At 73.7% G+C, this 19,654-nt stretch carries 14 protein-coding genes; 8 read left to right on the top strand and 6 right to left on the bottom strand.

The annotated features are described in order from the left end of the window. The first annotated feature begins 70 nt into the window (after positions 1–70). Positions 71–2,077: a BTAD domain-containing putative transcriptional regulator gene (locus tag AB0L21_RS32775; protein WP_365788033.1), complete on the top strand. Its 2,007-nt coding sequence runs from the start codon at positions 71–73 to the stop codon at positions 2,075–2,077. Positions 2,078–2,292: 215 nt separating this feature from the next. Further along, the gene (locus tag AB0L21_RS32770) at positions 2,293–3,219 is read left to right on the top strand and encodes a methyltransferase domain-containing protein (RefSeq protein WP_365708847.1); all 927 of its coding nucleotides are present in this window, start codon (positions 2,293–2,295) and stop codon (positions 3,217–3,219) included. On the opposite strand, the gene AB0L21_RS32765 is transcribed toward AB0L21_RS32770, so the two are convergent. The 5 genes from AB0L21_RS32765 to AB0L21_RS32745 all read right to left on the bottom strand — a co-directional run bounded on the left by AB0L21_RS32765 (position 3,208) and on the right by AB0L21_RS32745 (position 11,462). Then, positions 3,208–6,267 (bottom strand): BTAD domain-containing putative transcriptional regulator, encoded by a 3,060-nt coding sequence (locus tag AB0L21_RS32765; protein WP_365788032.1) that lies wholly within the window; start codon positions 6,265–6,267, stop codon positions 3,208–3,210. The two genes, AB0L21_RS32770 and AB0L21_RS32765, sit on opposite strands and share 12 nt — an antisense overlap. A gap of 278 nt (positions 6,268–6,545) precedes the next feature. After that, entirely contained in the window at positions 6,546–7,334 is a 789-nt protein-coding gene (locus AB0L21_RS32760) for a hypothetical protein (protein ID WP_365788031.1), read from the bottom strand. Beyond that, positions 7,331–8,740: a PEP/pyruvate-binding domain-containing protein gene (locus AB0L21_RS32755; protein ID WP_365788030.1), complete on the bottom strand. Its 1,410-nt coding sequence runs from the start codon at positions 8,738–8,740 to the stop codon at positions 7,331–7,333. The genes AB0L21_RS32760 and AB0L21_RS32755 overlap by 4 nt, the downstream gene beginning before the upstream one ends. 705 nt (positions 8,741–9,445) lie before the next feature. After that, the gene (locus AB0L21_RS32750) at positions 9,446–10,381 is read right to left on the bottom strand and encodes a cupin domain-containing protein (protein ID WP_365708839.1); all 936 of its coding nucleotides are present in this window, start codon (positions 10,379–10,381) and stop codon (positions 9,446–9,448) included. Positions 10,382–10,418: 37 nt separating this feature from the next. Continuing rightward, the gene (locus AB0L21_RS32745) at positions 10,419–11,462 is read right to left on the bottom strand and encodes a hypothetical protein (RefSeq protein ID WP_365788029.1); all 1,044 of its coding nucleotides are present in this window, start codon (positions 11,460–11,462) and stop codon (positions 10,419–10,421) included. Between the two features lie 407 nt (positions 11,463–11,869). Between AB0L21_RS32745 and AB0L21_RS32740 the strand changes: the two genes are divergently transcribed. The 5 genes from AB0L21_RS32740 to AB0L21_RS32720 are packed head-to-tail and all read left to right on the top strand — an operon-like array spanning position 11,870 to position 16,632. Then, positions 11,870–13,087: a pitrilysin family protein gene (locus AB0L21_RS32740; protein ID WP_365708835.1), complete on the top strand. Its 1,218-nt coding sequence runs from the start codon at positions 11,870–11,872 to the stop codon at positions 13,085–13,087. Beyond that, positions 13,084–13,857: a hypothetical protein gene (locus AB0L21_RS32735; protein WP_365708833.1), complete on the top strand. Its 774-nt coding sequence runs from the start codon at positions 13,084–13,086 to the stop codon at positions 13,855–13,857. The genes AB0L21_RS32740 and AB0L21_RS32735 overlap by 4 nt, the downstream gene beginning before the upstream one ends. Positions 13,858–13,901: 44 nt before the next feature. Then, positions 13,902–14,981 (top strand): ABC transporter ATP-binding protein, encoded by a 1,080-nt coding sequence (locus AB0L21_RS32730; protein WP_365788028.1) that lies wholly within the window; start codon positions 13,902–13,904, stop codon positions 14,979–14,981. Beyond that, the gene (locus AB0L21_RS32725) at positions 14,978–15,745 is read left to right on the top strand and encodes an ABC transporter permease (RefSeq protein WP_365708829.1); all 768 of its coding nucleotides are present in this window, start codon (positions 14,978–14,980) and stop codon (positions 15,743–15,745) included. The genes AB0L21_RS32730 and AB0L21_RS32725 overlap by 4 nt, the downstream gene beginning before the upstream one ends. Positions 15,746–15,765: 20 nt before the next feature. Further along, on the top strand, positions 15,766–16,632 hold the full coding sequence (locus AB0L21_RS32720; protein WP_365708827.1) for an ABC transporter permease: 867 nt from the start codon (positions 15,766–15,768) through the stop codon (positions 16,630–16,632). Positions 16,633–17,345: 713 nt separating this feature from the next. Here the strand turns inward: AB0L21_RS32720 and AB0L21_RS32715 are convergent. Beyond that, on the bottom strand, positions 17,346–17,930 hold the full coding sequence (locus AB0L21_RS32715) for a hypothetical protein (RefSeq protein WP_365788027.1): 585 nt from the start codon (positions 17,928–17,930) through the stop codon (positions 17,346–17,348). 329 nt (positions 17,931–18,259) lie between these two features. On the opposite strand from AB0L21_RS32715, the gene AB0L21_RS32710 reads away from it, so the two are divergent. Next, positions 18,260–19,528, top strand: a complete 1,269-nt coding sequence (locus AB0L21_RS32710; protein ID WP_365788026.1) for a nucleotide sugar dehydrogenase — start codon at positions 18,260–18,262, stop codon at positions 19,526–19,528. Positions 19,529–19,654: the final 126 nt, after the last annotated feature.

The following is a 19,654-nucleotide window of genomic DNA, read 5'->3' as shown; positions in this document are numbered from 1 at the left end:
ATCGACCGCACGTCGAACCGCCTTTGCCACCGTTGGTCTCCGGTCAGGTCATGCGGAGGAACCAGTGACGGTGGACGGGGGCGAAGCCATGCTCATGCACCACCCGGGCGGTGAGGCCGGTGTACGCGCCCCCCGGAGGGACCGTACCGGCTCCGACGGACGGGCCCGGGCGCCGGAGAGCGTCCCGGTCCCCCCGCCGGCCACGCCGGGCGAACCGCACCCGGTGCGGGAGGCGCAGGACGTCTTCTTCGAGGTGCTGGGGCCGGTCGCCGTCGTACGGGGGACACAGCGCGTCCACGTGGCCTCGCGCCGGCAGCGGGTGGTCCTCGCGGCACTGCTGCTGTCCGCCGGTCGCGTCGTGTCGCTGGAGACGCTGATCGAGGCCATCTGGTCCGAACGGCCGCCGGACACCGCCCGCAACCAGGTGCACACCTGCGTGTCGGCGCTGCGGCGCCTGCTGGCGCGCATGGGCGCGCAGACCCCCATCGAGACCCTGCCCGGCGGATACCTGCTGCGGGTGCCGTTCGACCAGGTCGACCTCCAGCTCTTCCGGACGTCGTCGGCGAAGGCGGCGGAACGGGCCCGCCAGGGCCGCTACGAGGAGGCCATCGCCCTGATGCGGCAGGCGCTCGCCCACTGGAAGGGCCCCGGCTGCGCGGACGTGGACAGCGAGGTGATCCAGAGCAGGGTGGTGCACCTGGACGAGGAGTTCCAGCGCGCCATGGACCACTGCGTCGAATGGAACCTCGCGCTCGGCCGGCACAGCGAGGTGATCGGCGAGCTGATCGAGCGGGTGGCCCGTCATCCGCTGCGCGAACTGCCCCGGCTCCAGCTCGTCCAGGCGCTGCACCGGTCGGGTCGTACGGCCGAGGCGCTGGACGTCTGCCGGCACGGACGACGTGAGTTCGTGGAACAACTGGGGCTGGAGCCGAGCGAGGAGATGGCCCGGCTGGAGGCGCGCATCCTCGCCCGCGACCCCGCCCTGGACTGGCCGGGCACCGCGGTGGTGACCGAGACCGTGACCCGGACGGCCGTACCCCGGCAACTCCTGCCCGGCATCGGGGACTTCGTCGGCCGGCGCACGACGCTGGCCCTGGTCACGGAGGCCTGTGTCACCGGCCGGGGCGGTGGCCGGCACCTGCCGGTCGTGTGCCTGGCCGGGGCGTCGGGAACGGGGAAGACGGTCACCGCCCTGCGGGTGGCGCACGAACTGTCGCACAGTCACTTCCCGGACGGGCAGCTCTTCGCCGACCTGGGCGGCAGCGCCTACGCGGCACCGCCCGACCGGATCCTGCGGCGGTTCCTGCTGGCACTGGGCGTGCCCGCCGCGGACGTACCGGCCGGCACCGAGGAGCGCGCCGCGCTCTACCGGAGCCTGCTGGCCGACCGGCGGGTGCTGGTGTTCCTCGACCACATCGCCACCCAGGCGCAGATCCGCCCCCTGCTGCCGGGCGGCTCGTCCTGCGGCGTCCTGCTCACCTCCCGCCGCCGGGCCGCGGTCCCGCCGGGAGCCGTACTGGTGCAGCTCGGAGCCCTGGACGAGGCGGAGTCCCTGGAACTGCTGGGTGCCACCGCCGGATGGGAGCGGGTCCGCGCCGAGCCCACGGCGGCGCACCGGATCACCGAGCTGACGGGCGGTCTGCCGATGGCGCTGCGGATCGTCGGCGCGCGCATGGCGGGCCGTCCGTACTGGTCGCTGGAGACCATGGCGGCCCGGCTGGCCGACCCCCGGCGCCGGCTCGACGAACTCGTGCACGGTGAGCTGAGTGTGCGCGCCGGCATCGAGGCCGCCTTGTGCCAGTTGTCCACGGAACACCGGACGCTGCTGCTCGCGCTCGCCCGCAGCGTCGCCGGCCCGTTCCACGCGAGGTTCGCGTCCCGGGTGCTGGGCGTCGACCGCGGCACGGCCGGGAAGCTGCTGGAGGACCTCGCGGACGTCTATCTCATCGAGCATCTCGGGGGCGCCGCGGACGCCGACGACTGGTACCGGATCCCCACACTCACCGCGATCCACGTCCAGGAAGCCGCCGAACGGGCAGAACCCGGGCGATCGACGGCCGCGGAGATCGGCCGTTGACGCCACGTCGATGCGGAGTGTCTAGAGTGGTTCCGCCGACCACGGACCGCGTTGCCGACCGGGAGGTGAGGGGAGCGGGAAGGCCGTCCGTGCCGGGCCCGCAGCCGTCCCGTACCGACAGCCGCAGGTGTACGCACCCGTGATCTTGCCGTCCGGAAACCAACCATGTGGACGCCGTCTTCGCCTGACGAGGCGGCGAGAGGTCTGAGTGCGGGATGACAACGAGGGAAGCCGTCGACGTCCAGGGGTACTTCGCGGAGAAGGCGAGGAGTTATGACGAGCGAGGAAGAGGATTCTTCGGGGAGCTGAGCGACGAACTGCTGTGGACCACGCTGCAGCAGTCCGTGCTCACCCGGCTGCCCCCGGGATTCTCCTTCCTGGAGCCCGGCGGAGGCACCGGCAGATGGAGCTGCCGCCTCGCGGTCGAGCGGCCGGACGCCACCGGCGTGCTGTACGACATGACGCCCGAGATGCTGACGCTGGCCGAGGGCCGCAGCGCGCGGCACGGCTACGCGGACCGGGTGGCGCACGGACTGGGGAAGGTGGAGACGGCCGCCGAGCACTTCGGCCACCGCCGGTTCGACCTCATCCTCAACACCCACCACGTGCTCGGCTTCGTGGACGATCCCGCCGCCGTGGTCCGTTCACTGGCCACGCTCCTCACGGAGAACGGGGTGATGGCCTCGTTCCTGCCCAGCCGCTGGTACGCGGCCTCCCTCGACCTGGCCGCCGGGCGGGTCGAGGACGCCGAGATCAGCCTGACCGGTGAGCGCTGGGTGCGCGCGGCGGAGCCCTACCGGCACCTGTTCACCCCGGGCGAGATCCGGGCGATCCACTACGCCGCCGGGCTCACCGTCGATCTGCTGGTCGGCTTCCCGAGCCTGGTGCTGCCGGACACGCGCCCGGGAGCGGCGAACGGCGGACCCCTGACCGAGGAGTACCTGAGCGACGGAGCCGTCTTCCGCCGGGTGCTGAACATGGAGAAGGAACTACTCGTGGACCCGGACTCCGCGGCTCGGGGGGTGAACCTGTTCGTCGTCGCCTCGCGCAGCCCCTGGCGTGCGGTGCAGCGGCGCGGGCAAGCCGCCACCGCACGCCAGGTGCCCTTCCAGGAGCCCCCGTCCGGGTGGTTATCGAGCTGAGGTGACCACCCCGGCCCCGGTCACGCCCGGGGTGCCCCGGCCGGCCGCGGGAGACATGCTCTCCGGGCCGGCCGGAGCCGTGCCGTCGGGGGCCAGCCCCAGCCGGGCGAACATCTCCTGCGCCCGGGTCCGGGAGCGCTCCGCCTCGCCCGGGTCACCGAGCCGCTCGTGCAGCGCGCTCAGCACCAGGAGCGCGTGCGCCTGGTTCCGGGTGTCGCCGATGGTCTCGCACAGGAAGGCCGCGGCGGACGCCTCCTCGAAAGCGCGTTGCAGCGATCCGACGGCGAGCAGCGTCTTCGCCAGCCGGAAGCGGGCGTTGGCCTCGTGGCCGCGCAGGCCCAGCAGCGTCGACATGGCCAGGGACGATTCGTAGTGCCCCACGGCCGTGTCGAAGTCCTCCAGGGTGTGGTGGGCGAATCCGAGGACGTACTGGGCGTAGGCGATGCTCGCGCTGTCGTGGTCGGCGAGCCGGTCGCGCAGCACCCGGTCGCAGATCTCCACGGCGTCCGCCGGCTGCCCGTTGTAGACCCGCACCAGCGCGCTGTTGATGACGGAGGTCGCCTCACCGGAGCGGTGGCCCAGTTGCCGGGCCAGGGCGACGGCCTCGTCGAAGCAGGCGATCGCCTCCTCGTAGCGGCCCTGCAACTGCCGTACCAGACCGAGGTCGTTGAGTGCCTGCCGCTGGATGACGATGTCGTCGGTGGCCTGGCACTGCTGGATCGCCAACGTTGTCTCGTGCTCCGCCTCGGCGAGCTGGCACGTGGCCAGAGCGTTGTTGCCGCTCAGGAAGTGCGCGCGGGCCTCGGCCGTCAGGTCGTCGCAGTGCGCCGCGGCCGTGGTGAACAGGCGGGACACGCCGGCCCAGTCACAGGTGTGCAGGTCCGTCCGGAACGGGCTGAGGGCGATGCACAGGGAGACGGCCGAGCGCAGCAGGTCGCCGCCGAGCCGGTGACCGTCCGCCTCGACGGCGGGCCGGGACAGGACGGCGCCGGCGATCTGGGCGGCCAGCAGCAGCGCGCTCTCGCCCTCGGCCACGGCCCACGACCGCGCCTGCTCGACCGAGGTGAAGCGCAGTCCGGTGGCCTCGCGCGGCTGGAGCGCGCCGCGTACCGGGTCGCCGGCGACCACGTGCTCGAACGCGGAGAGTGCCGAGGCCAGCTGGAAGGACACCAGCGGGCGCAGCAGGGGGAGGAGGTCACCGGTGACCTTGCGCCGTGCGAAGGCACGCAGCAGGTCGTGCAACCGGTACACCCCGGGGGCCGGGGACTGGAGCATGCCGACGTCCACGAGACCTTCGAGGAGTTCCTCCGCCTCCGGCTGGCCGACACCCAGCAGCGCGGACGCGGCGCTCGCGGAGAGGCTGGAGGTCTCGACGATGGACACCAGTTGCAGCACGCGGGCCTGTTCGCCGGTCAGCTGCCGGTATCCCACCTCGAAGACCGCGTCGACGGTGAGTTCGCCGACCTTCAGCTCGTCGATGCGCCGGTGCTCGTCGGCGAGGCGCTGGACGATCGAGGCGATCGACCAGTTCGGCCGGGCGGCCAGCCGGGTGGCGACGATCCGTACGGCGAGCGGCAGCAGGGAGCACTGGGAGACGAGCGTGACGGCGCTGTGCTGTTCGGCGTCCACCCGCTCGCGGCCGATCATCAGGGCCAGCAGGTCCAGCGCCTCGTCGGTGGAGAAGGGCGGCAGTTCGGTCTGTACGGCCGCGGGGAGCCCCGCCAGCCGGGTCCGGCTGGTGATCAGCACCCCGCACATGGCCGTTCCGGGCAGCAGCGCGCGGACCTGCGCGGAGTCCCGGGCGTCGTCGAGCACGACGAGGATGCGGCGCCGGTCGGTCATGGTCCGGAACAGGGCCGTCCGGGCCTCCACCCCCTCGGGGATCGCCACGGGCGCCAGTCCCAGGGCCGTCAGGAACCCGGCCAGCACCGTCTCCGGGGCGGCCGGTTCCCCGGCGCCCCGCAGATCCGCGTACAGCTGGCCGTCCGGGTAGAAGTCCCTCACCTGGTGGGCCACATGCAGGGCGAGGCTGGTCTTGCCCACGCCGCCCATGCCGACCAGGGCGACGATGGGCAGGAAGGTGCGGGTCGGCACGTTCAGCGCCGAGCACAGGGTCACCGTCGAGTGCGCCCGGCCCGTGAAGTCGGCCGGGCCCGGGGGGAGCTGGGCGGGGACGGGGGCCAGTGCCCGGAAGGGCGCGACGGCCGCGTCCCCGGCCGGGACGGGCACCAGGCCGACGCCCGTACGGCCGGTCTCGTCCTCGGGGGCCGGGGAGAGAGGAGGGGCGCCGGTGCCGGTGTCGGCCGCCGCGGTGTCGGGCGGGTGGAGCGTGACGGTCCTGCCCGGTGCGGCGGGCTGTTCCTCCAGGCTGCCCTGGAGGATCGCGTCGTGCAGGGCCTTCAGTTCGGGACCGGGTTCGATCCCCAGTTCGTCGATGAGCAGCTGACGGGTACGCCGGTAGGCGGCCAGCGCCTCCGCCTGCCGCGCGGACTGGTAGTGGGCGCGCATCAGCAGTCCGACGAGCCGCTCGCGCAGCGGATGCGCCTGCACCAGGGAGACGAGTTCCGCGGTGTGCTCGGGACCGCGGGCCATGGCCAGCGCCGCGTCGATCCGCTCCTCCTGGAGGCGCAGCCGGAACTCCTCGAAACGTTCCCGCTCGCGCTCGGCGAACGGACCCGGGACGGCCGTCAGCGGGGTCCCGCGCCACAGCGCCAGCGTCTGCTCCAGCCGCTGGAACGCGCCCTCGACATCGCCGGACTGCCGCAATCGTCTGGCGTCCTGGGCCAGTTCCTCGGCCATGAGGAAATCGGCCGTGGAACCGGTGAGATTCAGCCGGTAGCCGTCGCCCAGCGATATCAGGACACGGGGCGTCCTGCTGTCGTTCTCCAGCGCCTTGCGCAGCCGCCAAGCGTAGGTACGCAGGGTGGTAATGGCCGAATGCGGACCCTTGTCCCCCCACAGGCCGCTGAGCAGGTCGGTGGCCGTGGCCGACTGGCCGACGCTCAGCAGCAGCACGGTGAGCATGGCCTGCTGCTGGGGGCTTCCCACCGGTAACCTTGTTTCGCCGCGGTATGCCCTGACTTCACCCAAGAGAGAGAAATGGAGCGACGCGTTGGTCGGGGGCAGGCCAATCATTCGGTCGGCTCCTAGCGGGTGGTTGCCGGAGTGATATGCGCAGTTCGCGGGTAAGCTATCACGGCCTCGGTTTGGAAAAGAGGCTTGTATAAAATAGTTTTACCGGCGATAACGGGGGACGCGGCGCGCCGGAGCGAGGGCGTGCGGCGGGCTCCGTCCCGGCGGCCCGCGCGGCCGGATCGCCACCCCGGTCAGCCGGCCCCGAACGGCCGCCCGGAGCGGTCGGCCACGTCGACCCGGACGCGGTCGCCCACCGCGCAGCCGAGGCCGTGCAGCCCCGCCGCGCGGACCTGGCCCAGCTCGTGCAGCCCCAGCGAACTGCCCGGGTAGACCACCCAGGTGCCGTCGGCCAGGTCCATCATCCGCTTCCAGTAGACCGCGTCCAGGACACGGTCGCCGACGCCCACCCGCAGCCGGTCGCCGAACCGCAACCCGTCCGCGGCGAGCGGGAACTTGGCGTTGCCGAAGTTGTCGACGTGGACGACGGTTCCCTCCTGCGGCAGCAGCCGGCGGATCCGGCCGGCCGGGAAGGGACTCCCCAGCCGCGCCAGCGGCGTCCCGGCCGCCAGCGCGCCGACGGCCGGCGCGTGGACGAACTTGCCGCCGAAGGGCACGAATCCCGGGTCGGTCAGCTCGTAGCACTCGCGCACGCCCAGGTCCGCCGCCAGCCAGCCCAGGGCGCCGGTGTTCGCCCCGGCGAAGAACAGGTCGCCGCGTTCGGTACGGCCGACGAGACGCTCGGTGCGCTCCGGCCGGCTGTTGACCACGACCATGAGCACGGTCCCCGGGGCGGCCGAATCCGCGATCAGCCGGGTGAGGAACGCCGTGTTGAGCACCGAGTACGGCAGCACCGGGACCAGCGGACCGACCTGCACCGACAGGGTGCGGTCGGTCTCCAGCACCGCCCGGTCCACGGCCAGTTGCAGCTCGGCCGCCGCCACGTCCGTGCAGTCGGACAAGATCACCACACGGCGGGTCACCGGCCCGTTCCCCCGTGCCGGACGGCCGACTTCCCGACACGGCGGACCCGCCGGAAACCGAGCCGGTCAAGCAGCGCGCCACCGGCCCGCCACGACGGTACGGCCACCTCCACGCCCGCGCCGCCCGCGCGGCCGAAGCGGACCCGGGGGGTGCCGGCGACCGACAGCAGCACGGCACGGCCCCCGGCGAAGGCGGACATGTGCCGCTCCGCCAGCCACAGTTCGGCCCGTCCGGCGGCCCGTCGCCGCGCCGTGGCGGGCGGCCGGCGGTGCCCCACCGACTGACGGCGCCGGCCGGCGTGCAGCGGCGCCGGGTACCGTGGTCCGCCGTCCCGTTCCGGCCGGAGCCCGGCGCGGAACTGGACGGCCGCGACCGCCGCCGCCCGCTCGCGCGGCGGCAGCGCCGACAGCGGTGCCACCGCGCCGGCCACCGCGTCCAGCAGCACCGGTCCCGCCCAGTCGCCCGGCAACCCGCCGGGAGCGAGCGCGACCGGCAGCCCCGCCTCCCGGCACAGGGCCCCGGAGTGGGAGAGCACGTTGCCCGCGTGGACGACCAGCCCCGCGGCCCGCCGCAGCCCCTCCAGTTCACCGGCCGTCGGCAGGACGGGAAGCCGCACGATCGCGCCCGGTCGCACCGGTCCCGGGGAGGGCGGTACCGGCATCCCGACGGCGTACCCGCGGCTGAGGGGAGTGACCCGCAGCGCCGTCGAGGGCGGTCGCGGGCGGTACCGGGCCGCCGGCACCGGGCCGGCGGGGGCGAGTGAGCGGGCCTGGAACACCCACAGGCGCTGCCCGTCCTCGCCCCACTCCACGTCCAGGGGACCGCCGAACTCCCGCTCCAGCACGCCGCCCAGCCGCCACAACAGGTCCGGCAGCGGGCGGCCGTCCAGCTCCCAGGACGCCGGCCCGGCGACCCCCGCCGCGGCCGGCGGCAGGACGTAGGACTCCTCGCAGCCCAGCCCGGCGACCACCGGAACGCTCGTGCCCCGGCTCGACTCCACCAGCATGCCCGGCTCGTCCGACACCGGGTCACGGGTGTAGAGCACCCCCCAGGTCCGGCAGTCGATCATGCGCTGCACCAGCACGTGGACCCGTCCGCCGCCGCTCCCGCGCCGCATCCGGTGGTAGGCCCGCGCGTCCGCCTCCGCCCGTGCGGCGCGCACCCACCGCACGGCCGACACGATCTCCTCCGGGGTGCGCCGGTCCAGATGGCTGCGGTACACCCCGGCCCCGGTCGCCAGCGGCACGTCCTCGTTCTCGGCCGAGCTGCGCACCACCGCCGGGGCGCCGTGCAGGGCGGTGTCCACCAGGGCCCGCGCCCCGGCGCTCAGGCACCCGTCCGAGGTCCGTTCCAGGAGGGCGTCGGTGATCACCCAGGTCTCGGGGACCGGCAGTCCCGCCGTCATCAGACGCCGCAGTCCCGCCGCCTTGCCGCCGGCCGGGCCCGCGAAACGGACGAGGGGGACGAAAGGCCGGCACCCGCATTCCACTGCTCTTCCCTCCGGCACGTGTGAGATTTCCGGCAGCGCGGAACCAGGATTTCGCCGGGGGGAACGCGCGTGAAATCCAGCCTGACACCCGGCGGGAAGGTTATTTCATACCCCGGATGGCCGGTCAAGCGCGGCGGTCGGTACGCGCCACGGGCCGGCCTGGCTTTACCCCGTCGCCGCATACCGGATTCCGCAGGAACCCGGTGAAAGGGGAGCCGATGAAAACCACGCGGCCGGCGCGTGGCGAGCAGGCGGCTTCCCACCGGTGGCACCTACGACGCCATCGCTCAGGGACCTCCAGGCCGCCCGAGGAGCGGGCCGGCTGTCCCGTGTTCTCGGGACTGTGGTGGCCGGGCCGCCGGCCCGGCACGATGACGGACATGCGCCTTGACGATGAAAAGGCGCGCCCGGTCTGCGGGTCGGGATGCCTTTTCGCATTCCCTGCCACGGATTCCGGAATTCGCGATGGATCGCGGCGCCGCTGCCCCGGGGCAGGGCCGGGCGTGTGCGCCTCGGCCGCGACCGGCAGCTGCGGACCGTGCCGCCTCGGCCTCGCCGCCCCTCCGAACACCGGCCACCACGCGCGGGGGTGGCCTGCTCCCCGCGCGGGGCAGGGCGGCGTCACGCGGTGAGCGAAGCCGCCAGGGCCGTCAGGGAGAGGTCCGCCGGAGGCGTCGGCATCGCGTCGAGGCGGGCCCGCCGCGCCCACGCCACCAGGTCCTGCGGGTCCATGGCGGCCAGGCGCCGGCGCGCCCCCTCCAGCAGGGCCGCCGCGGCGGCCGTGATCGCCTCCTCCGTGACCGGCAGCGGCGGCAGCGCGCTCCCGGTGTCGCCGAGCGCGACCCGCTGGAGACCGCAGGACAGGTCGGCCACACCGATCTCCCGGACCGTCAGCGACAAGTGCGCGGACAGCCCGTCCTGACCGTGGGCGCGGTGGGCGAAGCCGCGCGGGATGTACAGGACGTCGCCGGGGTGTGTGACGGCCGTCAGCACCTCGGCCGGCTGCGGCTCGTGGCCGGCCACCCGGCCCGCGTGCCAGTGGCCGTCGGCCGGTCCCTCGTGCACGCTCCACCTCTTGCTGCCCGCCACCTGGACGACGAGGACGTCGGCGTCGTCACGGTGCAGCGGCAGCCCCGCCCGTCCGGCGGGCGTGACGAAGTAGAACGCCTCGACGGCCAGCCCCAGTTCGCCGGCGAGCGCGCGCAGCAGGGCACGGGTCGGCGCGTGCCACTGGTCGATGCAGCGCAGCAGCAGGGTCGCCCCCGCGTCGAGCAGGGCGCGGATCTTCGCCGGATCGGCGAAGCCTCCCGGTTCGGCACGGGCGACGGTCCGGGAGGCCGTGAACTTGCGGGCGGGCAGCCGGTTGTCGTCGGCCCACATCTCGATGTACGGCTCGCGGAAGAATCCGGTGGCCAGGGCCTGGTCGACGTCGGTCAGCGCGAAGGGACTGGACGCTCCGCCCTCCGGGGTGAAGCGCTGCGGCAGGCGGCGCCAGTACTTCTCGAAGAAGACGTCGGTGTCGCCGACCCATTGGCCCAGGACGGGGGCTTCGCTCATGGGATCTGCTCCTGAGGTTCGATGACGGTCGGGTTTCTCAGTCCGGCAGGACCGCTTCCGGATATCGGGCCAGGGCCGCCTCGGCCAGTTCCTGCGGGACGAGGAGGTCGTCCACCAGCAGAAAACCGCCGACCGGGCAGCGCAGCACGGTCAGCCCGGGGGATTCCTCCACCCGCGCCGGGACACTGCGCAACGCCTCTCCGAGGAAGAGGCCGTAGCGGACCTTGGTGCCGCCGCCGGGTGCGGACGCCACGGCGGCGCGCCTGGCCCGCTCCCGTTCCGCCTCGTCCGCCAGCTCGGCGGCCACCCAGCGCGCGGCCGGCGTCGACAACCGCGGGACGCCGCAGACCCGTTCGGCGAGCTGGTGCAGCTCGGGTGCCAGCGACCAGTCCCGCGCGGCCCTGCGCAGTGCGCCGCGCTCCGCCTCCGGCAGAGCTGCCAGGAGCAGAGCCGTGTCGACCAGATCGCGACCGCGTGGCGGCTGCTGGAAGAGTTCCTCGGCGATCAGCAGCAGCCCGGCGAGGAGCGGATCGTCCGGGCGGCCGGGACGGACCGGGACCGTCGCGTGGTCGCCGACGAACGCTGCCGTGAAGAACTCCACCGCGTACGGGTGGTCCAGATCGGACTCGGGCGAGGGCCAGTTGAGGGCGACCGCCCAGTCCCTGCGGCCCGGGCTCTCGATCATGCTCACCCGGGCCTCGTCCACCGGGCGGGAGGCGGCGACGGCCGCGACCGCCCGCCACAGCGCGTCCTCGTCAGGCATCAGCAGGTCCACGTCCCGGCTCGACCTGAGGACACCCTGGGGATACAGCCGCTCCAGAGCGGCGCCCTTGAGCACCTCCGCCCGCCCGCACCCACGCGCCAGGTCCGCCAGGCGGCCGTACTCCTCGTGCCGGGCATGCTCGGCGGCCAGCAGGGCCTCGCCCAGCCGGCCGAGCCGCGCGCCCTCCACCGCCGCCAGCGAGCACACCGTGCCGCTCAGCCGGTGCTCCCGGCGGCCCGCCCGCTCCAGGACGAGACCCAGCCGTATGTCCTCGGCGACGCCGAGCACCGCGCGCACCGTCTCCATTGACAACCGCAAGTCCACTCCCGGGGGGACGCGTCGAAGCAGGGACGGGCGGAGCCTAACGGCGGCCGATCCGGCACCGGCCCGCTTTTTCCGTAAACGGCAGAGCGGATTTCCGGAATCAGCAGTGCGCTGCCGTCCGGGAGACGTTGCGGAGAATTCCGGGTGCGGAATGCAGAAATGCCTGTTGCCGTCGCCGATTCGGGCTGGCTACGGTCACTGCCGTCGGATTCCGTCCACTCCTGAGGAGGTACACCATGGCGAACCACGCCTCGATCCTGCGTCCGCGTCTGGACAAGGTGAAGCCGCAGGACCGCTGAAAAGCGGGAGGAACACCGGATGCCGCCACCTCCGGGTGGCGGCATTCCGCTTCGCGCCGGCGCACGTAAGAGACGCGACGACTTTTTCAAGGAGGGTTTGCTGTGTACGAGTTCGGCAGGGTGGAAGGCCCGGTACCCGTCATCGCGCTCGTCGACGAGCGGCTGAGCACCACGACCGTGTGTCTGGCGTCCACGTACGGCTCTCGGCACGACCCGGCCGGGGAGTGCGGGCTGGCCCACGTACTGGAACACGTGCTGATGTCGGCGCCGGTGGGCGCCGTGCCGTCGTTCAGCGAGTACGTCGAGCGGCTCGGCGGCTACGCGAACGCGGAGACCGGCCTCGACCGGATGCTGTTCCACGCCCGGGTGCACGCCGACGACGCCGAGGAGATCGCGGGCCTGCTGTACCAGGCGGTGCTCCAGCCCCGCCTGGGCGAGGAGACGCTGGCGCAGGAGAAGCGTGCCGTCTTCCGGGAACTCGCCACCGCCGCGGCCGACCCCGGCGACGTGGTGCAGGACGCCTTCCTCGCCCACCTGTTCCCCGACCACCCCCTGGGCCGCCCGGTCGGCGGCACGGCGACGGACGTGGAGAGGATGGACGTGGCGGCCGTCGCCGCTGGACACGCGCGACGGCTGCTGCCGGCGTCCCTGACCGCCATCGTCGTCGGACCCCGTGTCCCCGAGGCGATCAACCCGCTGGCCGCCGGTATCGACCGGGACGTCCTGGCCACGATCGGCACCGCCGCGCCCGCGCCGCTCCCGCTGCCCGCCTCCGGCACACCCGAACCGCCCGCCTGGCCCGATGAGTTCGCGTGGGTGTGCGCGGGGGGCCGCTCGGTGCCGAACCACGATCCGCGCCGACCGCACTTCAACGTCCTCGCGCAACTGCTCGGTTCCAGCCCCTCCTCGCTGCTCTACCGCCGGCTGCGCGGGGAGGCCGGGCTCGCCTACGCCTTCCAGGCGTGGAACCGCGGCTACGGCGAGACCGGCGCCTGGCGGGTGCTGGCCGGCGTCGAGCCCGGCAACGGCCCCGACGCCCTGCGGGTCATCCGCACCGCGCTGGAGGAGATAGCGGCCGACGGCCCCAAGCCGGACGACCTGGCCTCGGCCCGCCGCCAGGCGCAGATGCGCATCCTGACCTCCGTCGACAACCCGCTGGAGTGCGCTCGGTTCCTCGCGATGCGCAGCGGCGGCCCCGCCGCCTGGTCGCCGGCCGCCGAAGTGGAGTTCCTCGCCGGGGTGACCGGTGAGGACCTGCGGCAGGCCGCGGCACAGGTCCTCGACGGCTTCCGGGCCGTGGTCCGCCCGGAGCCGCGGTGAACGCCGTCGAGCACTACCTCGACCGGGCGCGGCGGGCCGGGCTGGCGGACGAGGTGCGCGGACTCGCCTACGTCGCCGACCGCTGCGACGATCCCATCAGCGGCCGTCCGCAGGTGCTCGTCGAGTACTGCGACCCGCGGCTGACCGGCGACGCCCTGGCCCTCGCCACGCTGCGCCGCCGGCTGCGCGAGCGGCACCCCGGCGCCACCTCGGTGCTGCTCCGGTCGGCCGGGGACGTCCGACCGGCCGGACCGTGGCAGCCCCGGCTGACCTACATCCGCCACGGCGGCACCACCGCCGTCCCGGCCGGTACGGCGGTGAGCGTGCGCCCCGCCACCCCCGCCGACGACCCCCGCGTGCACGCCTGGCTGGTCCAGGCCTTCCGCAACGCCTACCCGGGACACGAGGTCGACCCCGGGCACACCGGCATCGCGGCGATCATGGCGAACCCCGCCAGGCGGTCGTTCATCGCCCAGGTCGCCGGCGAACCGGTGGGGCACGGCACCGTGCTGACCGGGGAACGGGACGAGGTCACCGGTGAGGCGTTCGCCGAACTCGTGGACATCCTCATCGACCCCGTGGAGCACCGCGGCGCGGCCACCGCGGCACTGGTGGCCGCCGTCGCGGAGGCGGTCCGTGGCCGCAAGCTCTGCGGCCACGTGGTGCATCCCCACGAACCGGCGGAGGGCCGGCGGGCGGAGACGGTGCTCCAAGGCCTGCTCCGCGCCGGCTGGTCCGTCGACCACTGCTTCTGGGAGAGCCCGCTGTGAGGGGCCGTACGGAGTCCGCGACGGCGGGCCGTCCGGAGCCCGGCGTGACGGGCCGTTCCGTGACGGGCCCGGCACCGGCCGGCATCGCCCGGGTGCCCCGCACACCGTGGTGGTCCCCGGGCAGGCGCGGCAACGACGAAAGGCGGCAGGAGGCGGCGACGGTGGACGCGATCGTCATGGAGGACCTCACCCGGTCCTACACCGACCGGCGCGGCGGCGCGGCGAAGGAGGTGCACGCCCTGCGCGGGCTGAGCCTGACCGTCGGAGCGGGCGAGGTGCACGGTCTGCTCGGCCCCAACGGTGCCGGCAAGACCACGCTGTGCCGGATCCTCACCACCGTGCTGGAGCCGACGGCGGGCAGGGCCACCGTCCTCGGCCACGACGTGGTGCGCGACGCCCGCGCCGTCCGCCGGTCCATCGGGCTGGTCTTCGGCGGGGACCGCGGCCTGTACGGCCGGCTCGACGCGCGGCAGAACCTGCGGTTCTGGGGCGCGATGTACGGACTTCGCGGCCGGCCACTGCGGGCCCGGACGGAAGAACTGCTGGACCGGGTGGGCCTGGCGGAGCGTGCGGCGTCGCGGGTCGACACCTTCTCCCGGGGCATGAAACAGCGCCTGCACCTCGCCCGGGGCCTCGTCGGCGACCCGCGCGTGCTGATCCTCGACGAGCCCACGGTCGGCATGGACCCGGTCGCCGCGCTCGACTTCCGGGCGCTCGTCGCCGAGTTGCGTGCCGAGCGGCGTACCGTCCTGCTGACGACGCACGACATGGCGGAGGCCGCCGCCGTGTGCGACCGGGTCACGCTCATCGACCGCGGACGGCCGGTGGTGACCGAGAACCCGGCCGCCATCGGCCGCCTGCTGTCCGGATACGAGCGGATCGTGGCCGAGGACGTGCCGGCCGGCCTCGTACCGGCACTGGAGGCGGTCGCCGGCGTGGTCGAGGTCCGCCACGATCCCGGCACCGGCCGGCTGGAGGCGCAGACGCGCGACTCCGCGGCGGCGGCGCAGGCGCTGGGCCTGCTGGCCGGGGCCGGAGTGCACCGGGTGACGACCGCGCCGCCGGGTCTGGAGGAGGTCTACCTCCGTCTCGTCGGCGGACGCGGCATGGCGGTCTCCTCATGAACCTGTTCCTGGCCTCCCTGCGCTTCCAGCTGAGGCTCGCGCCCCGCTCCCCGGGCACCCTCCAGGTCTGGTGCACCGCACCCCTGTTCACTGCGGTCTTCCTGTCCATCGCGGACCACGCCGGCCGCCACGACATCGCGCCCTACGCGATCGTCGCCCCCACCCTGATGGGACAGTGGGCGCTCGCCCTGGGCGTCGCCGGCGAGCTGATCACCGACGAACGCAACCAGGGCACACTGGAAGGCCTGATCGCGGCCCCCGGCCGGCTCTCCGGGGTGATCGTCGGCCGGATCTGCGCGGTCAGCCTGCTCGGCACCTCGACCATGCTGGAGGCGTGGCTGACGGCGGGCCTCTTCTTCGGCCGCTGGATCGCCGTACCGCACCCGTTCGCCCTGGCCGCCGGAACGCTGGCCACCGCGGCGGCCATGGCGGCGACCGCGAGCATCCTGTCGCCGCTGTTCGTGCTGCTGCCGTCCGCCCGCATCGTGCAGAACACGCTCAACTACCCGGTGTTCCTGCTCAGCGGCGTGCTCGTGCCGGTCACCACGCTCCCCGAGTGGCTCCGGCCCGCCGGCCGGGTGATCTTCCTCAGCTGGAGCGCCGACCTGCTGCGGGAGGGCCTGGCGGCTCCGGCCATGCACCAGCCGCTGCTGCGGATCACGGCCGTGGCGGTCCTCGGACTGCTCGGTTACGTCACCGGAGCCCTGCTGCTGGCGGCCGTACTCCGGCGGGTCCGCAGGACCGGCACGCTGAGCCACACCTGAGAGAGCTGGTGAGAGTCCGCATGTCCCTGCCTTCCTCGTACGCCCCGTCCCCCACGCCCTCACCGGCCGCCACGCCCTCCCGGCCCCCCTACCCCACCGCCCCGCTGCTCGTGCGCTACGGCCTGCTCAACGCCCTGGCCGACTTCCGCGCCACCTACAGCTGGCGCAGCTGGCTGTTCGGCTGGCTCGGCCGGATGCTCGCCCAGGTGGTCTTCTTCACCGGCCTCGGCCGTGCCCTCGGCGATCCGGCGACGGTGCGCTATCTCGCCCTGGGCAACGCGCTGATGACCTGTGTCATCGACACCATGGCAGTGGTGGCGAGCACCAGTGGGGAGCGGCGGGCCGGGACACTGTCCCTGCTGATCGCCGGCCCCGCCGACCCCGTCTGGGTCTTCGTCGGCCGCAGCCTGCACTGGCCCGCCAGCGGGGTCGTCACCTCCCTGGTGGCGCTGTTCGGGCTGGGGCCGCTGTTCGGCGTGACCTGGCGCCCGGCACAGGTGCCGGGCGTGGTGGCCCTGGTGGCGCTCACCGCGCTGGCCACCTACTGCGTCGGCCTGTTCCTGGCCATGATCGTGCTGAGCGTGCCCCGCCTGCGGAACGTGGTGTCCAACTGCGCCTATCTGGCGATGATGGCGTTCTGCGGTGTCCAGGTGCCCCTCGGCTACTGGCCCGCCCCGGTGCGCTGGGCCGCCCAGGCGGTGCCGCTCACCCACACGCTGCGGGCGCTGCGCCTGGTCAACGAGGGCTCCGGCTGGACCGCACCGCTGTGGCCCGCGACGCTGGCCCTGCTGACCGGCCTGATCTGGCTGCTCGCCGCGTTCGGCACGTTCCGCTGGCTGGTCGCGGTGCCCGCCCGACGGGCCGGCACGCTGGACTTGTCGGTCTGAGCCGGCCTGACCGTCTGTGCCGGCGGGTGGGTCCGTGCCGGGCTGTCGGTGTGGGTCGGGCCGTCGGTCTGTGCCGGCGTGTGGGTCTGTGCCGGGCTGTCGGTGTGGGGCGGGGCGTGGGTCCGTGCCGGGCTGTCGGTGTGGGCCAGCCTGTGGGTCTGTATCGGGCTGTCGGTGTGGGTCGGCGTGTGGGTCTGTGCCGGGCTGTCGGTCTCGGGCCCGCCTGTGGGTCTGTGCCGACTCGGGCCGGCCTCAACCGAGTTGCCCGTTGCGGCCGAGTTGCCGGTCTCCACCGAGTCGCCGGCCTCAGCCGAGTCGCCGACCTGAGCGGAGGCGCCGATCTGAGCGGAGGCGCCGACCTGAGCGGAGTCGCCGATCTGAGCGGAGGCGCCGATCTGAGCGGAGGCGCCGATCTGAGCCAAGGCGCCGGTACGAGTGACAGTGCCCTCTGAGCCTAGTCGCCGATCTGAGCCGAGATTCCGACCTGAGCCGAGTCGCCGACCTGAGCGGAGGCGCCTATCCGAGCCGAGTCGCCGATCTGAGCCGAGGCGCCGGTACGAGCGGCAGCGCCCTCTGAGCCTAGTCACCGATCTGAGCCGAGTCGCCGACCTGAGCCGAGTCGCCGATCTCAGCCGAGGCGCCGGTACGAGCGGCAGCGCGCCCCGCCGTCGTGGCGAGGGCGCGCTCGGGCCCGGCCCCGGGAGGCCTCGGGCTCAGCGGCAGCCGCAGCCGGCGTCCGCCGTCGGCCGCTCCGCCGCGAGGCAGGTCACGAGGGCGGCCGTGGCCTCGTCCAGTGCGGCGAAATAGGCGTCCCAGCCCGCTCCCGGGGCCCGGTCCAGGCTCAGATCCAGCACCGGGTGGCCGTCGCCGGTGCGACCGCAGGTCAGCAGGCACCGGTTGAGCGACACCCGGACGGGTGCCGGCACCAGGGGCGCGGCGGCGCGAACCGCCCGGCACAACGCGGCGGCCACCGCCAGGAGTTCGGCGCCGGAGCGCGGCAGCACCCCGACCCGCCGCTGGGCCGGGGGCAGCGCCGGGTCCCGATAGGCGTGTCCCTGGCAGCTGTCGTACGTCGTCAGCGACCAGCCGTCGGAGGTCAGGGTGCGCACCAACGGCCACACACCGTCCTCGATGGCCGCCCGCCAGTCGGGGTGCGCCGGGTCGAGATCCTCGGCCTCGTGGATCCCCGGGAGCCCGACGGTGTTGATGTTGCCGGCCTCGCTGCGGTGCAGCCGGGCCGGGCGCCGGGCGGTGCCGGGGCTGTCCCAGCGGGCCAGGAACCCGGCGACATCGGGCATGACATTCGGGTGCCGGTCACGGAAACCCAGAATCCGGCACGGCGGGGGAGCGGCCCCGGTGCCGGCCGGCGCCGCTTTCGTCTCGGTGTTCAAGAAACCTCCCGTGCTCGGCCGTTCAGTACGCGTCCATTGCCTGGCGAATTATGTGGCTCCGCCCCTTCCGGGGAGCGCTTCCCTGCGTATTTCCGTAAATCCGGCCCGGCCGGGGTTCGTATATCCGCAAGGAAGTCGCCGCCGGCCGGCGCGGTCCGGTAAGCCTGAGGGCCGGACGCCCTTACGGCAGCCGAAAAAGAACGCTTCGTCTCCCCGTCACGAGAAGGAGTCGGGCCATGGCTGGACCAGCCGGACCGTACGATCTCGTCGTCATCGGACTCGGCTACGCCGGTCTTCCGCTGGCCGTCGAGGCGGCCCGCACCGGTATGCGGGTCGCGGGTCTCGACCAGGACCCGGAGCGGGTGGCGCGCCTCGCGGCCGGCCTCTCCTACGTCGACGACATCTCCGACGCCGAGGTCGCGGCGGCACGTGCCCAGGGGTTCCACCCCACCGGCGATCCGGAGGTGCTGGCGCGGGCGCAGGCCATCGCGATCTGCGTGCCCACGCCGCTGCGCGACTCGGTGCCGGACCTGACCGCGGTCACCGACGCGGCCCGGCTGATCGCACCCCGGCTGCGGCCGGGGGCGCTGGTGGTGCTGGAGTCGACCACGTACCCGGGCACGACGACGGACGTCCTGCTGCCCATCCTGGCCGTGGACGGCCGGGTCGTCGGGCGTGACTTCCGGCTGGCCTTCTCGCCGGAGCGCACAGACCCGGGCAACCGGGCCTTCCGGCTGTCCAACACCCCCAAGATCGTCGGCGGGGTGACCGCGGAGTGCACGGCCGCGGCCACCGCGCTGTACGACCGGCTCGTGCAGAAGGTGGTGACGGTGAGCACCCCGGCGGCGGCGGAACTGGCGAAGCTGCTGGAGAACACCTACCGCCAGGTCAACATCGCACTGGTCAACGAGCTGGCGGTGTTCTGCCACGGCCTGGGGGCCGATGTCTGGGAGGTCATCGACGCCGCCGGCACCAAGCCGTTCGGCTTCCAGGCCTTCCGGCCCGGGCCGGGCGTCGGCGGCCACTGCATTCCCGTGGACCCCGGGTACCTGGCGTTCCGGGGCCGCAGTCTCGGCCATCCCCTGCGGTTGACCGAGCTGGCCCAGGACATCAACAACCGCATGCCCGACTACGTCGTCGGGCGCGTCACCGACCTGCTCAACGACGCGCGGCGCAGCGTCCGGGGGGCCCGGATCCTGCTGCTCGGCGCCACGTACAAACCCGATGTCGCCGACGGGCGGGGCGCCCCCGCGCTGGCCATCGCCGAACGCCTGGTGGGCCTCGGCGCGGAGCTGTCCTTCCACGACCCGTACGTGGCGCGGCTGCCGGCCGGCGGGCGGACTCTGCGGCGGGTCGCGGCGCTGGACGCCGCGGTGGCCGAGGCGGACCTGGTCGTGCTGCTCCAGCCGCATCTCGACTACGACCTGCCCGCGATCGCCGACGCAGCCCGGCTGATGTTCGACACCAGCGGCCGGGCGGTGGGCCCGGACGTCGTGCACCTCTGAAAAGCACGGCTGCGGATATCGGAAATCTCCGCCCCTGGAATTCATTGAAGTGGATTCTCGCGGGCTGCTAGCTTTTTCGGCGGGCGGGAAATTCGACCCTCCCACGCATCTCGCACATCTACGAAA

The organism is Streptomyces sp. NPDC052721, from assembly GCF_040678315.1.
In the GTDB taxonomy this organism is placed as follows: domain Bacteria; phylum Actinomycetota; class Actinomycetes; order Streptomycetales; family Streptomycetaceae; genus Streptomyces.
Note: the sequence above shows the minus strand (reverse complement) of the source record. Positions and strands in the feature narration are given on the sequence as shown.